The organism is Nostoc sp., from assembly GCF_036917555.1.
Lineage (GTDB): Bacteria > Cyanobacteriota > Cyanobacteriia > Cyanobacteriales > Nostocaceae > Nostoc.
The window spans coordinates 35,049-50,770 of sequence record NZ_JBALDD010000032.1 but is presented as its reverse complement, the minus strand read 5'-3'; the positions used below and the strand labels follow the sequence as shown (position 1 = coordinate 50,770).

10 protein-coding genes are annotated in these 15,722 nt (G+C 40.8%); 2 read left to right on the top strand and 8 right to left on the bottom strand.

Annotated features, from left to right (window positions below):
- The first annotated feature begins 3 nt into the window (after positions 1-3).
- On the top strand, positions 4-903 hold the full coding sequence (gene hslO / locus V7K60_RS13970; protein WP_334926371.1) for an Hsp33 family molecular chaperone HslO: 900 nt from the start codon (positions 4-6) through the stop codon (positions 901-903).
- Between the two features lie 160 nt (positions 904-1,063).
- Positions 1,064-3,139, top strand: coding sequence for a chromosome segregation ATPase (locus V7K60_RS13965; RefSeq protein WP_334926369.1), 2,076 nt, complete (start codon positions 1,064-1,066; stop codon positions 3,137-3,139).
- 361 nt (positions 3,140-3,500) lie between these two features.
- Here V7K60_RS13965 and V7K60_RS13960 read toward each other — a convergent pair whose 3' ends face one another.
- From V7K60_RS13960 to V7K60_RS13930, 8 genes are all read right to left on the bottom strand, one after another.
- Positions 3,501-5,012, bottom strand: a complete 1,512-nt coding sequence (locus V7K60_RS13960; RefSeq protein WP_334926367.1) for a hypothetical protein — start codon at positions 5,010-5,012, stop codon at positions 3,501-3,503.
- A gap of 529 nt (positions 5,013-5,541) precedes the next feature.
- Complete coding sequence (locus V7K60_RS13955) at positions 5,542-6,420, bottom strand: NAD(P)-dependent oxidoreductase (RefSeq protein WP_334926365.1); 879 nt, start codon at positions 6,418-6,420, stop codon at positions 5,542-5,544.
- Positions 6,421-6,791: 371 nt separating this feature from the next.
- A complete protein-coding gene (locus V7K60_RS13950) occupies positions 6,792-7,979 on the bottom strand; it encodes a class I SAM-dependent methyltransferase (RefSeq protein WP_334926363.1) in 1,188 nt (395 codons plus the stop codon).
- Between the two features lie 218 nt (positions 7,980-8,197).
- The gene (locus tag V7K60_RS13945; protein ID WP_334926361.1) at positions 8,198-9,940 is read right to left on the bottom strand and encodes a Dyp-type peroxidase; all 1,743 of its coding nucleotides are present in this window, start codon (positions 9,938-9,940) and stop codon (positions 8,198-8,200) included.
- 328 nt (positions 9,941-10,268) lie between these two features.
- The gene (locus V7K60_RS35250) at positions 10,269-10,571 is read right to left on the bottom strand and encodes a DUF6745 domain-containing protein (protein WP_442944397.1); all 303 of its coding nucleotides are present in this window, start codon (positions 10,569-10,571) and stop codon (positions 10,269-10,271) included.
- Between the two features lie 39 nt (positions 10,572-10,610).
- Complete coding sequence (locus tag V7K60_RS13940) at positions 10,611-11,000, bottom strand: VOC family protein (protein ID WP_334926359.1); 390 nt, start codon at positions 10,998-11,000, stop codon at positions 10,611-10,613.
- Between the two features lie 82 nt (positions 11,001-11,082).
- Positions 11,083-11,619: a GAF domain-containing protein gene (locus tag V7K60_RS13935; protein ID WP_334926357.1), complete on the bottom strand. Its 537-nt coding sequence runs from the start codon at positions 11,617-11,619 to the stop codon at positions 11,083-11,085.
- 395 nt (positions 11,620-12,014) lie between these two features.
- On the bottom strand, positions 12,015-15,413 hold the full coding sequence (locus V7K60_RS13930) for an Eco57I restriction-modification methylase domain-containing protein (protein WP_334926355.1): 3,399 nt from the start codon (positions 15,411-15,413) through the stop codon (positions 12,015-12,017).
- Between the last annotated feature and the right edge of the window lie 309 nt (positions 15,414-15,722).

The window sequence follows — 15,722 nt, the reverse complement described above, 5'->3', positions numbered from 1 at the left end:
TTCATGGCGGATCAGTTAATTCGTGCAACAGCAGCCGAAGGTGGAATTCGTGCCGTAGGTGCGATCACCACACGTTTAACAGAAGAAGCACGGCAGCGCCACAAGCTTTCTTATGTGGCAACGGCAGCACTGGGTCGGACTATGGCGGCAGGCTTGTTAATGGCTTCTAGTATGAAGCGAACTGGATCGAGGGTGAATGTCCGCGTTAAGGGCGATGGACCTTTGGGTGGCATATTAGTAGATGCAGGCTTAGATGGTACGGTACGCGGATATGTTGGGAATTCATCTGTAGAATTGCCTCCCAACCCCAAAGGTAAATTAGATGTTGGTGGTGCTGTGGGTGGCGGCTATCTCTACGTTGTGCGAGATATCGGTCGCGGTTATCCTTACTCTAGTACGGTAGAACTAGTTTCTGGCGAAATTGGTGATGATATAGCTCATTATCTAGTGAATTCCGAACAAACACCTTCGGCTTTAGTTTTAGGTGTGTTCGTGGGAGCAGCGGGAGTAACTGCTGCTGGAGGATTACTGGTACAAATATTGCCCAAAGCCGCCAGAGAAGAAGCTTTAGTAGAAACGTTGGAATCACGGGTTGCCGGTCTAGCAGGATTTACGCCATTGTTGCAAGCTGGGAAGACGCTACCTGAAATCTTTGGTGACTTATTGGGAGACATGGGGTTGGAAATCTTTTCCGAACGCCAAATGTTACGCTTCCACTGTGGTTGCTCTTTTGATCGCGTTTTGGGGGCACTGAAGATTTTGGGAGAAGCTGAACTGCAAGATATGATTATTAAGGATGATGGTGCTGAAGCAACTTGCGACTTTTGCGGCAACGTCTACCAGGCAAGTAGCGATCAGTTAGCTCAACTAATTTCCGATTTGCAAGCCGAATCTGCTGTTTGAAAATAAAGTATAAAATAGCACTGATTTTTGAGATTGATAATGGTACTCTGTGGAGAGAGATAATCAAAAAAGTAGCTTTTTAATGACGAGAAAGTTACTATGTCAACAATGGAATTATCAACCTAAAACAGAGCGCTATTCAATTATTTTGGTGTGAGAGATGACAGAGCGGGATATTCCAGACAGTTGGTCTTCAGCCAGTGGAAGAGAGCCAGATCAAAGCAAAAGATTATCCCGAACAGAACAATTCGGTGAAACTCAGCCATTTGATGTCCCAGCTACTGGTTCTACCTCCAAGTCAGTGAAGCGACGAAAAAAAAACCATACGAAAGGATTACCTATAAATAGTAATTCAGAAGAAACTGCCCAACTCAATAGTACTTCTGGGAAATGGCCACGCTGGATGAAAAGCTGGACATTGTGGCTAGTACTACTAATGTTGATTCCCGGCAGTGTAGGATTCTTGGCAATGGCAATGCTGCTAAAGTTGCCAGCTGCCCCTAATTGCCCATCGATTTTCTGGCCGCTAGCTAGTGCTTCTGTGCGGCTACATTGCGCTCAGTTAGCGGCTTCTAAGCAAACAGTGAACGACCTATTACAAGCGATCGCTCTGGTGAAGCAACTACCACAAAATCACCCGTTGCATGGAGAAATCGATCGTTTCATCGAAGAATGGTCGCGGGATATTTTGAAGCTAGCCGATCAAAGTTTCCAAACTGGGAATTTAGAGGAAGCGATCGCTACTGCTCAAAAAATACCCGAAGATTTAGCAGCTTATAAATTAGTCAATGAACAAGTTGACAAATGGCAGTCAATTTGGTCAAAAGCTGAAGCCACATACAACGGTGCGATCGCCGAAGTAAAAGAACGGCGCTGGCAATCGGCGTTCATGTTATCCGCTAAAATGCTACGTGTAGACAATCAATACTGGGCGGGTACTAAATACGACCAATTGAATCGTCTCATTGCCACAGCGCGAGAAGATGGCGATAAGTTAGGAAAAGCCGAAAGTTTAGCAAACAGCAAAGTAGTCGATAATATCCTAGAAGCGATCAAGTTAGCCGAGTCGATTGGGCAGGAAAGTTACATTTACCAAAAAGCTCAGGAAGCGATTCCGGGATTTGGACGCAAAATGCTGGAATTGGCACAGGGGAAACTAGACAAGCAGGATGCAGATGAAGCGCTGAATATTGCTAGGCAAATACCGGAAAGTACGAAACTACAAGGCGAAACTGATGACTTTATTGCCATAGCTGACGCGAAAAGGAGTGCTTGGATCGGTAATGTTTCTGGTTTAGAGGCAGCGATCGCTCAAGCACAACAAATCGATCCCTCCAGACCAGTGTATAACGAAGCACAGCAACTAATTGCTCGTTGGCAGTTGGAAATTGAAGATGTTGCTCATCTGGAAAAAGCAAGAATATTGGCTAGCCAGGGAACAGTCCCTAATTTAACAGCAGCGATCGCCCAAGTACAGCTTATTCCTGCGAGTAACCCTAGAGGCGCAGAAGCTAGACAAGAGATAGGTCGCTGGAATGCCCAAGTGGAGACAATTGAAGACCAACCTTATTTAGACCGTGCCGAACAGATCGCAATATTCGACGATATTAACTCCTTGCAAGCTGCGATCGCCCAGGCCAGCGAAATTCGTAGAGGTCGTGCTTTATATCCAGAAGCACGGAAAAAAATTCGTACTTGGGTAGGAAAGATTGAGCGAATTCAAGACCAACCTTACTTGGATCAAGCACAAGAACTGGCTCAAAGTGGAAATCTCACCGCCGCCATTAGCACAGCTCAACAAATTGCCTCATCAGGAAGGGCGCTTTCACAAGAAGCACAAGCTGCGATAAATGGCTGGGAAGGGGAAATCCGCACCAGAGAAAACTGGAAAAAAGCCCAGGAAGTGGGGGCAGCTGGCACTCCAGAAGCCTTGGTTGAGGCAATACGACTGGCGGATCGAGTTTCAAACAATAGCATCTTACGTATGGATGCCAATCAGGCTATTGACCAATGGAGTCAGCAATTGTTAGAAATAGCACGCACTCAAGGTCAGTCTGATATTGCTAGAGGCATTGACATTGCCAAATCGGTTCCACGCGGTAGTGCTGCTTACAGTGCAGCGCAAGAGCAAATTAAGACTTGGCAGGAATTTCTCAATCCTCAACCTGAACCTCAGCCTTCGTCTGTGCCGGAATCTCTACCATTTCCCCGATCAACTACTATTAATGGTCAGTGATCGTCTATTAGAACAATTTTCAAGTCAATAGACCATAGTGTGGCTACTCACTAAGCATCTCAATATCGCCGATAGTGAGCAGTATTACTAATGTTTATCCTCAGTAAGAGGTTGTTTGAAAAATTGTAAAGTATATATACTCAAAATCTCTCTCCCAGCCTGTCCCCGAAAGGTCGAGAGGGTTTCAAACTCCATTCCCTACAAGAGAATGGGGGCGAGGAAGGGTTAGGTTTTCGAGGCTTAGATGTTACAAAAATACTTTTCAAACATCCTTTAAGACGTTAAATTTTCTTACTGAAAATAAGCACGAAGCTATGACCATAGACAATCTAGGATTAAGCTCCTTAGCTTAACCAAGTCTTCAATTCTTAGTTGGGTTTCTGGCAAGCGGATTTCTGCCAAATAGCTTGATGATGGTTTCAGCAAATTCTTTATTATCGTAAAACTCATGCATCAAAGTAATAGGTTGGGAATAAAGTTGATCGCTGGAGAAGATCGACTTCCAATCTAGTTGAGTGTTATTAACAACTCCAATATCTTTCATCTTTTTCAGGAATTCATAAGCAATCAACCCTTGACCAATCGCAGATGGATGAATCCCATCTAAACTAAATAGTCCACCTTGTCGTAGTCGTCCAGTTGTGTCTGCGTGGTAGTATTTTGTATTCACCTGGGGATAGATAAACTTGAATTCTTCTGGGAATTTATATTGCACTTGTCCAGCATTTCGCTTGAAGGCAATTTGTTGTAAAGCATTGGCAAGATCGACAATATGATAGCGTGGTTGCGGATACCGACTGTTCTTACTCTTGACTAGTTCTTTGATTATTTCATTGTATGTACGAATACAGTCATCTATGTAAAGGGCATCTTGTAGCGTCAGGTATAAGGTTCCGGTTTCTCTAACTGTATCCTCTTCAAAGGGGAAATAAGTGTAGTATTTGTAGTAAACTGAAGGTTTATCCTCTCCTGGCACATCAATTTCAGTAGTCGAACCTACACCTTTTGCCAATGGCGCAATAGTTACAAGCGGTATTGTCCCAATGAAGACATTCCAATTAGGGTTGGTGTTATTTTGCATGATTCCATCAACCCGATTGAGCAATTCTCGATATTCAGCCTCGAAATCATTGGGATGCCACAGGTTCCATTGTTCTCTTACCTCACGGAATGATTTGGGATCTTGGCTTGGGTTGTTAAGAGTCTGATTTGGGTCATTGGGAGTTTGATTAATTTGTAAACCAATCACAGTTCCAAGCGCATTGTTTGCTCCTAACCAGAGAATTAAATTTTCAACTCCCCCTGGAGCGGTTGCATGATGCTTCAACCAATCAAGTTGGCTATAGTCGTTAAAAATAGGATTTAAAGACGGGTTGAGAACTTTAAGTGCAGTTCGATAGAAGGCAGCATTGGGCAGAGTCAAGAAACCAGGCTTGCCATCTCCTTTATCGTTACTAAGTTTAATTTGATACTTGCAAACATTGGGTGTTATCATCCAAGAATCAGCAATATCAAAGCCCTGAATTGCTACATTATGGAAGAATTCAATTCCTCCTGGATAAGGGTATTCAGCACTACCTGCTCCCCGTTCAAAGAAATCTTCAGTTTCATCTAGTACACTCTCAAGAGTTGGTAATATGGTGAGCCAATCTAGGGCGTTGATATCTGAGCCATATTTTTTCTCCAAACGTCGTAGAATCTTCTCAATATTGGCTGGTAGTCCGCCCACTAACCATTCAGGATAGAGATATTGAGTACCAACTGCTTGCCCCATTGACCTGGCAATCAAAGTTGAAAAACAAAGGTCTGTCCGGGCTGCTGCCAAAGACATAAAGCCTTGAGAAACACTGTCACCAACTGTAAATAGCCTCATTTAATACCTTCTTTATTACTTTTTAAGTGTAAAGACTAAGGTAAAAGTCGTGATTCCCAAAGTATATTCGGAATTTGACTATATTTTAATTTTAAAAAGTTTTAATTTATAATTTTGGAGGAGCGTATAAGTCAATACGCTTAGGTTAAGAAAAATTGCACTTACTGTCTTGAATATTAGCGAAGCCCAACATGACCAAGGTATTTGTTGGGCTTTGCTCGTCAAACGCCACTTGACGTGAGAATAAACTGCTGTTAGAGATGCTACGCGAATAAGTCAACGAAACTAACAACAGTTCCTTCTTTGAAAGCAAGACGCTGGACGTAGCTTGCTTAGACATCTTGCAAAAGTTACTTTTGCAAGATATTTGGGTGCATGTTAAAGGTTAAAGGAAAATTTCATACCTTTACCTTTTTCCCTTTTCCCCACAATGCCAAGAAGTCTCTTCTCCACAGGGGTACAAGTCGAGAAAACTAATGTTAGCACCTAGCTCCCTACTGACTTCAGGCGTGAGATGAGCTTAAACTCTTTATTCCCCGATCGCTTCTCCCCATTCTTTTATGACTGAAAATAGTGATGAGTAATCATCATCAGCAAATGACATTTTCACAGCTGTTTGCAAGATTTGCCGCACTCCTTTAATACTGCTAAGATCCAAATTCTGAGATTTCGCTTCCGAGATAAATAATTCCGTATCTTTAAGTAAGTGTTTTGTGGGAAAATTGGGATCGGCATAGTTGCCATCTAACATCCGTTGTAGCTTTTTGTCAAAGGTAGGTGCGTAGAGTGGACTGTCGCGCAAGATTTGCATAAACACATCCACATCGACACCTTGACGCTGGACAAAAGCTAGACTCAGCGCAAAGCTAGTTGTTAGAGAAGCTATTAGTTGATTTAGTGCCAATTTAAGTGCCGCCGCAGATCCCACTGGCCCAATAAATAAAGGTTCTGTCCCAAAATTTTGGAGTAACTTCAAGTGGCGTTCGTATTGTTCTGGCTCGGCTCCTATCATAACACTCAACTTGCCAGCTTTTGCTTCTGGGATACTCCCTAATACGGGCGCTTCTAAGTACTCACCACCACCGCCAACAACTGCATCTCTAATTTCCTGGCTTTCTGTGGGCGTAATTGTTCCCATTTGGATGATCGTGCGTCCTTCCAAAGTTTGCCAAGCAGTATCTGAAAGCAACACATTATAAATGGCTGGGGCATTAGTCAGCATGAGAATTACGCACTCAGCAGCACGAATGGCGTGGCGGGGATGTGTAGCAATTTCAGCCCCAGCTGCTTGTAGTGGTGCTAATTTTTCTGGGGTACGATTGTAGGCAACTAGCTGTATATCTGCGGCTAATAACCTTTGAGCCATTGGTAGTCCCATCAGTCCAGTTCCCAGAAATGCCACCTTCATTTTTTACGTTCCTTTAATACAGCATTACCGATCGCGAGTCTTTGAGGATCGCAGCTCATCGGACATCGCGTTTGTATTGTTTGATTCAAATTAGCTGGGAAGTAGTTATTTGAGATTTAAGATACAATTCTAAATCCCAGTTTTTCTACTCCCTAACTCTGGCAATCAACCACCGGCAGCAAAAGTTAACATAATTATCACTGAAAGTAATATACCAGGGGTAAGTAGTGTTGCTAGCATTAACAGGTCATGAGTGGACATAATTATTACTTTGGTAGTGTGTTTAACTTTACAGTAATCACTGTTATGCTAATTCAAATAAGACTGATAGTGCATTCTTAAATAGAGTTTTAACTTTTCTTTCTTTACGCTTACTCTGGCAGAGTCAATCCTTTTAATGGTTGAGAAATTTCTGTCTTGTCCAAACCTTTGCTCTGAATTAAGACTCCAAAGCCGCCGAGTCCTGTGGGATCTAGAAGTTGGTGTAGTGCGTCTCGCTGCTGTAGTAACTGCAAGAGAGGTTGCTTTTGATAAGAAAGGGCTGCAATACGATCGCCTAACCCCAACGCCATCAAAAATAATCCCTGCTGGATAAAACCAACATTCTTTAAGTTACACTTCTCACCCCAACGTTCCAAAGCTGTAAAGTCAACATGGGCAGTGATATCTTGTCGCCCAATATTAATATAAGGGTTGTCATGGAAACGATGCTGGTAATAACACTGTAACGTTCCCTGCGATCGCCTGGGATTATAGTAACGACTGGCGGGGTAGCCATAATCAATTGTTAACACATAGCCGCGCTGCAAGCGGTCTGCTACTATACTCAACCAGTCTAGAGCAGCTAAATTAATTTCACTACGGTAGCCATCTGGATATGCACTTTGGGTTAAGTTTATTTCCAGTAAATTCAAATGTTCAGCTAGTTGGAGCGTTGAAGGTTCCCCTGTGACTTCCACAAATGATGAGCATGGGGCATTGGTTTCTTTCTCATTCTGATCTGTGGTTACATAAATTTCTCGAAGTTCTCCTGTTTCTAGGATGAATTGATGCATGGGGAACGCATCTACTAACTCGTTAGAGAAAAAGCAACCAGCGATCGCATTTGGTGGTATCTCCTCTAAATTGCACCAACGCACAGGGAAATCTTGCAAGCGTTGCTGCTGTTCTTGTCTTAAAGTTGGAGACTTTTCAACAATGATATACTCCAGGGCGGTAAAAAAATCTGGGTAATGTAGCTGATGATATTTAAGGATATGCAAAGCTAACAATCCTTGACCTGCTCCCATTTCTACCAGAGAAAAGGGTACAGGTTTCCCTAAAATCTCCCACATTTGCAAAAATTGTTCTGCTAGTAACTCGCCAAAGTCAGAGCAGAGGTTGGGAGAAGTGAAAAAATCACCACCCTGAAAGCCAATTTTGACTGCATCGCTGGAATAGTAGCCATGTTCAGGATGGTATAATGCCATGTCCATGAATTCGGCGAAAGTAATTCGTTGCTGGGGAGTAGTGGTAATGTGATTGGCGATCGCAGCACACAATGCTGGATTTGAATCCATAAAATTTGAGGTTTGAGATTGGGGAATTGAGAAAAATAAATGAATTATGAATGATGCAAAACAAAATTCATAATTCATTATTTCCCTAACGGTCTATAAACCCCATGATATCGACCACTGTGGTATAAGCGCTGGCATTTATTGACAGACAAAACTGGGGAAGTTTGCAATTCCTACAATCGCCACCAAATGGTTGTGCCCCTCTTGACATAAAATCCTTATTTTGTCAATACTTCCTTCAAAGCAGAAATTGAGGGTGCAAAGAAATAGCCGCCACCAGTGGAAATTACCCAGTCTTCAGGTGCAGTCAACTCTTTAGTTTGAGGTTGATTTTGGTCATCCTGAAGGTGGATAAAGAACTTGCGTGTGCGATCGCCACCTGGTTTGTTATTTTCACTTTGACCAATAATTGGATCGTGACCAAGAGTTAATTTACCTTCAAACTCGTGACCTTTAGCCGCCTCCTCACTAAAGTTTGGCTCGTTAGCCCAGAACCTAGTGACAAACTCAAACTGGTCTACAATCGAAGTCTGATAAGCCAAAAAGTGGAGACCGCGATCGACAAAGTTCGGGTCTTGTAGCGGATTGTTTGGCGTTGAAGGAGACACCGGGCCATAAGGAATGCCGCGACGGAGCAAGCGATGTGTTTGAGTGGTCACTTCACTGCGATCGATATCAATCTCGTCAGAACCAGAGACTTTGCCTCCTGGTGTTTTGTCATTGCGTGGATAAGTTTTGCGGGTATGGGCAATAAACGGACAGCGCAGACCCGTTGCATCTTTGGAAGGTGGAACTACATCGTTTTTGAAGAATTTTCCATCTGGTGGTTCGTCACCGTTGAATTCAAAATCATTGTTGGCATTGTCATCATCACCCAAACTTGGGGCATCTTCTTCCGGCGTGCGGACAGTGGGAGCGCCACTAGGCCAGCGACCAATCAGCTTTGCGCTCACCTTTCGAGCATCGGTGTCTAGGTCGGCAGCAATATCGTTTAAGAACTTGTGGAACTTATACACATCTTGACGCAATCGCCGGAATACAAGATAAGAGCCATCATTCGCCCAGTCTAGTCCTGCCGACACAATCTCACCTTTGCTATCTTCTAACTTTTTAGCATCTTTGTCCTGACCTTCATAGCCAAAAACGAATTCTCCTGGCCAGAGAAGATCCTGTCCTGGTTTGCCCTGGTTTTTATTCTCTGGGTTCTGCCGAGGAGTCAGAAGTTCTTTAGGATTATCAGCAACCCGGCCACGAATACCAGGTTGTGATATTCCATCTAAGTTGCCGAAATGCTCATGTCCAGTCAGGGGTGCGGGTAAGTTGGCTCCTTCTTCTAAAAAGGTAATTTTGGCTCCACTGCTTTTAGGCTTGCCTTGCTCGTCTGTAAATGTCACAATGCTTTCTAATATCCGCGAAACTTCTGCCAATAAGTCCGCGCGATCGTCGCTGGCAATAATCAAAACCACATCAACTTTGCCATTATCCGGCCCACCCACAACCCAGCCAATAGGCTTACCATCGTTATCTACTGGGTCTTTGAGATCGGTAGCGCGTGCTGCTAGCCCAGCTTTAAAGGAATCATCCCTAAATAAGTCGGCATCATTGGTTAGTTTCTTCAGCCCTTCAAAGGAGAAAGCTACATTGACCCAGGTTGCCTTAACAGTACCTTCGCGGCCTCGTCGTTGTCTGGCAGACTTAAATAGGCGGTTAAAGGCAATCACTTCTGAAGCGGTGGCAATAAAATTAATCTGTGACTCCAGCCAGTGCTTGAAGGCATTTGGATTTTCAATTTCAAGGAACAAGAGGGCTTGGTAGTCTTTATTGAACCCACCTAGAATGTTGCCTTGAATATTGTTGACATTGAGAATAGGCTCATTAGGCGCAGGGACGTAAAATGCGTTTGCCTGTTGACCTTCTAACGGTTCAGGAGCAGGCGCTTCACGAATTATTTGTTGTGTCATGATCAAAGTCCTGTTTATAGTAAAACTTATTGACTATTCCAGAATGGAAATATCAAATCAGGTATCTCTAATGGGAACCTGTGTTAACTTATCGGACTTAGGTAAGAAACTTATGCAGCAATTCTACCCATATTTAATGATTAGGAAGATTGCATTATATAAATTTTACATATTTAAAATATGGTGACAACTGGTAGTGTAGGGAAGATATAGCAAGAGTTTTGTATGTCTGCCTTAACCCTGTCACACGCAAAATCAAAGAAAAATAATTTTAATTTTAATAAGTAAGTTCAAAAATATAGCGATTTTTAATGCACCTAAGACCCTGCTATATAACACTGAAAAAGCACGTTCCATCAGGTATAAACAGATTGTTAAACTGGTCGCAATTGAAAGCCAGAGTACCATTCTTGGCAGATACGCTAAAACCATCTAAAAATTCTATGGCTGCTTCATTATCTGCATGAGGTCGATTTTGCTCATCAAGCAGTAATTTATGTGGACGTTGACAGGTGAAACAGAAATCTTGAAAAAAGAATGTCCAACCACACTCAGAAATGTATGTTCTTAGTGTGTTCCATAAGTCTTCCTCTATAAAGCATCCTAGCTCAGAGGTGCAGAAGTCTAACAATCCACAGCCCAATTAATCGCGTCCAAGGCAATTTGCTACTTAGCCACTCACCAACGACACCAGCACACCATTGAGATCGCGGACACGAGCAATAGTGTGTCCCCCAGGCTGGCTTTTAGGAGCATCTAGTGTTTTTGCGCCTGCCCCGATCGCTCTCATGTAAGCGCTGCCAACATCAGGAGTGATAAATGATATCTGAATTAATGGCGGTGGTTGTGTGGGATCGTTGGCATGGAAGCCACCAGAAAATAACTTTTGTGCTTCGCTACTAGAAGAGAAAGCCAATGTGGTGTTTCCGGTTTCGATTTCGGCCCAGATAGATTGTCCTTTATCTTGGAGAGTGCGATGAACTAGACCAAAAGCTTTTTCGTAAAACTCAACTGTTTTAACTACATCGTCTACCCAAATGACCGTGTAACCAAATTTCACAGTTTTTTCTCCTTATCTAGAAAAATCAGTACTGGCGAGGATTTCTGCTACTTAACTGTATGTTATTTGAATACACAGTTACTTAACTCTCCAGAATATTACGATCTGTTGCTAGAGTTTGTGCCCCTGTTTGCATCATTTCTATATCTGATGGCGACCAATTATGAGGCCCTTGACAGTGATGTGCTACTAGTAATCCCCATAATCCTCTAGGTATGACAATTGGTGCAACCAAGTTGGCACGAACCTGCATATTGCGGAGAAAATCTCGGTGACAAGGCTGGATTGGCTCTAATTCAATATCAGCGATCGCCTTTACCCGTCCTGCTAAGTATAAAGCACCATACTCGCTGTTAAAACAATCATCTGGGCCAGTGGAACCCAGTATTGAGTATTCTTTAGAACTCAAAGATTCAAAAGTCACCTGTCCTTGCCACTGTCCGTAAAAATAATACAGCACCACCCGATCGACCTGGAGCGATTCTCTGAGTTGATTCGTTGTTTGCCGCACTAACTCATCGCGCTGCATACTTCTGACAAGGCGAGCGAGCAATTTTTGCAAACCCTGTTCACGGCGATCGCGGCCGTGGTTAAATTCGGAGTGAGGATGAATTTGCACGGTTCTAAAATTACGACTAAGTAAATGCTGCCGGATTTATATAGTAATTTATTAGACTTTATTTAAATACATTATTGTATTTATAGCTGCAATTCAATTTTAACGGAACATAATACTATTCAACCTCTTCCCTACGGGACGCTACGCGAACGGTGAATTTCAAAGAAATTATTAAGAAACTCAATTTTTTAATTTGCACCAGAGAAAATTCAAAATTATAAATTTAAAATTAAGAATTTTGTAAATTTACAAATAATATGTTTGGTTTTTCTAAAATTTGAGGCAATAAATATACTTCAAGCAGTAATGTAACAATTCAGTTTGTATTGATAGTTACAGATATTTGTGATGCTGTTAGTATTCCTCGTTCCCATGTTCTGTATGGGAACGAGAGACTAAGCAGAGACTAATTCTGAGTTTGCAAACATTGGAGCAAAGTTACAGAAAGCTGACAATGCTGCTTCTTTAACGGTTGCATTCACAATCGGAAAGGTAGTGAGGATGTAGCTAAATTCATCTTCGGTTAAGCCGTAAAGATGGGCTACTATTCCATCGAGTTCAGCGCGGAGTTTAGCGCGTTCTGTTTCGTCGGTAACGCCTTGTTGATGGGAACCTAGACCGACTTCTTGCGCGAGTTCATCAAATTCTGGTGTGGTGCAGATGAGTTTGGCAGCGCGTTGTACAATATCGTTGAAGTTGCGATCGTTTTTTGTTAAACGTGGAATGGGTAGTTGGTAGACAATAAACATTGAAATAGATGTGGTGACTCTCTGGCGAATCATATAATCAAATACAAAAGAGTTAAATAATCCACAAATATACAAAAATCCTTTAGTAGTAATTGTTGATTTATTCAAGTCGCTGAGGATTAATTTATGATTTGCAAAAACATTTTTTGGAATAATTGTAGTAATTAAAGTTCGTTCATTTGTGCTAGCTGCTATTTCACGAAATGATAGTCTATATTTTTGATAACTTAATATTTGTCTAATATCTTCTTTTTTAGATAGTAACTGTTGACGCGCTTCTTTTTCATGAATCCAATATTTAGGTTGAGCGTATAAGTGAGTAAACTGATGGATCATTTTACCTTCATATAATTGCAACTTCCCTTGTCCTGACTGTTGTTTAAACAAATGGCTATCATTAGTCATGTGAAACTCGTTACAAAAGACTAAATTCCACTTACCCTCAATCTTTTCACCCAGCAAAGGGAACTTAAGCATTTTCTCAGCTAGGCGGATATCTACTTTATTTTTAAACTCCATCACAGATAAAGAGTCTGGTGAGAGTTGACGCACCATATTCACACTAATCTGCAAGCTATCCTCACTAGGAAACATTTGAAGTTCTTGTACATCCAAACGCATAAAAGCAGATGGAAATTCTGTTGTTGTACTACCTTTTTCAAAGGTAAGGACAACAAACTTAAAACGGCTATCAACTTCTTCAAAAATTATCTTACGATTCTCAAGACAGAATAAACCAGTCACTTTAGTTTGACTAAACAACATCTCCCGCAATTGCTTAGTCCCCAAATCAGTGTAAATCCCACTAGGAATTACAATTCCGCACTCACCACCTGAACGCAAAAGATTAAAACACTGTTCTGTAAACAGCTTATAGAGATTAATATCCGTACCTGCTTTTTTACCATTCACAATAGAAATCTGATTTTTATACTGTTCAGATGAACGATAATAAGCGCTGACATAAGGATATTGACTTTGATATTCTAACCAAGTACTTGCAATTATTGGATTTTGTAATAGTTTATTCTGTTCTTTCTCAAAATCCTTAATATCCATCTTATTCTTTGTCACCAGTTCATTATGCTGTGCAAAGAACTCTTTAGCCTGTGGCTTAAATATTTCCCAAGGTGGATTAGTAATAATCGCATCAAAACCACCGCGTTCTAAAACCTTGTCAAAGTGATAACCCCAGTGAAACGGCTTTAAAGCTGCAATATCCTCAACCTTCAAAACCCGCTTCTGTGATTTTCCAGTTAACTGAACCTCTTCATACTTGATACCTAAACGCTTACTAAATTCATCCAACAGCAAAAGATTTAACTTTTCTTGCGATTTCCTGTTTAGTTGTTCAATACTTCTGCGTAGATGTCTGAAGCAAGTATCTTTAGGTGTATCTGTATGAGGTAAATTTTGAGGTAAAAAGGCATATTCTTTATAAATTTTAATTGATTTATTCTTCTCTTCTAATATTTTTTTGTAATTATCGGCTGCTAAAGACTGTAAAAGATTACCTTGTAGAGAATTTCCGACCGTATCAAACGCTGTTTCATCAACTTTAACTAACCCAATCAGCGAATTACCTGCCATAATATTAAAATCAATATTCGGCAATGGTTCTAATTCATCAACATTTTTAGCAGAAGAAACCAGCGCTAAGAAAAGACGTAATTTAGCAATTTCCGTTGCTTCCTCCATAATATCTATACCATAGAGGTTATCCCTAATAATGAGCTTTCTGATAAAATACTCTATAGAAAGATGCTCATTTTTTTCAGTTTTTAGCCAGTCTTTTAATTTTTGATCTCCCTGTAATTCAATTGTCCCAATAATAGCAGTATATATAGAAATCAACGTCTTCATCGCTGCTACGAGAAAAGCACCAGAACCGCAAGCTGGGTCAAGAATTGATAAATTAGGAAGAATATCTTCCATTAATGAACGACAGACATTTGTATCCAGTTTGATCAGAAGTTCATTGATATCCTCAAATGGCTTATACTTATCAGAAAGCGCATCATTTACGCGGTCTACAATTAACTTGTGGATAGTTCTATCACAGAGATATTCTGTAATTTGCGGTTTAGTATAATAGGCTCCAAAAGCCTTTTGATTAATGTATTTTTCAAAAATATATCCTAAAACATCGGGATTTATCTCGTCGTCTTTCCCTTCCGGTGTATCATCCAGATTCCAAGAATAACGCCCAAATAAATCTAGAACTTGCTCAAACGCCTCATCAACTATAGATATATCATATTTATCTTCAATATGATGCTTGAGAAAAAGTCCACCATTTAGGTATTTAACCTTTCCTACCAATTCTTGTACAGATAAATCGCGTTCAAACTCAGGTTTAGCAAAGCTTTCAAAAAACAAAGCCTTGAGAAATTCACTATAAAAATGATTTTCAGCTTTTTGTTTACTTTGTTCAAGCTTATTTTGCAGATAATTTAAATCTTCATTATCAATAAAACCCTTACGCTGGAGAAAATAAACAAACATCAGGCGATTGAGAATTACCGATGTGTACCAACGTCTATCTGTCTCGTTATCAATTCCTTTAACAAACAGCAAAAACTTCTGGTGTTGCTCTTGAAATTCCTTGTAAAACTTCTTTGTTACTGGCTCAACATCAAAACTGCGTTGTAGTTTATAAGCAATTTCAACAACAGTCGGTTCCCCATGTTCTAATTCAGTAATATCAATGACTAAAGAACCAAGCTTGCTTAAAAATAAGTCTCCTGGTTGACCTTTTACATATAAATGGTCACGAACGGAGGTTTTAGTTCCTTCTCGTTTCACCCAATACCAAAGACTACGTGTGCGTTCTTCAGTAATAAAAATTAGGAGATTTTCAGCTATCAGCTTATTAATTTCTTTGTAAATCTCATCTCTAACTTTAGCCTCTGGTATTTTCCCGTCTGCTGCGGTGACTTCAAAAATTGCAACACCTGAAAGTTCAGCAATCTTCTGGTATTGATATTTCTTGTTGTCAATCTTTAAAGTTACAGGTTTTTGTCTTGAGGGTTGCGACCAACCCAATTCCTCTATAAATAAATCACTAAATTAAAAGTTAGAGAGTAAATCGCGTGTTCGTTGAAAATTAAGTGGCATAAATTACCATGCTTGATTTTTATTTTCCAGGCATGGTAATTTTGCCATTCAGAAAATAAATCTGTGGCTTTAAAAATTAAGTCTGCACTGGCGGACTTTAAGAAACCCTGTTTATAGGAGTTAAATTTTTACCATGCTTTTTATACTTTATAAATCCTTTATCTTTCTTGCGCTTGAGAAATATTACTGAAACATTACCGATTTTTCTAAGCGGCGGCTTTATTTGTACAACCATGA

Coding starts and splice junctions, on each gene's coding strand:
- V7K60_RS13955 (WP_334926365.1), bottom strand. CDS start 6,420: ATGAAGGTGGCATTTCTGGGAACTGGACTGATGGGACTACCAATGGCT.
- V7K60_RS13945 (WP_334926361.1), bottom strand. CDS start 9,940: ATGACACAACAAATAATTCGTGAAGCGCCTGCTCCTGAACCGTTAGAA.
- V7K60_RS13960 (WP_334926367.1), bottom strand. CDS start 5,012: ATGAGGCTATTTACAGTTGGTGACAGTGTTTCTCAAGGCTTTATGTCT.
- V7K60_RS13950 (WP_334926363.1), bottom strand. CDS start 7,979: ATGGATTCAAATCCAGCATTGTGTGCTGCGATCGCCAATCACATTACC.
- hslO (WP_334926371.1), top strand. CDS start 4: ATGGCGGATCAGTTAATTCGTGCAACAGCAGCCGAAGGTGGAATTCGT.
- V7K60_RS13965 (WP_334926369.1), top strand. CDS start 1,064: ATGACAGAGCGGGATATTCCAGACAGTTGGTCTTCAGCCAGTGGAAGA.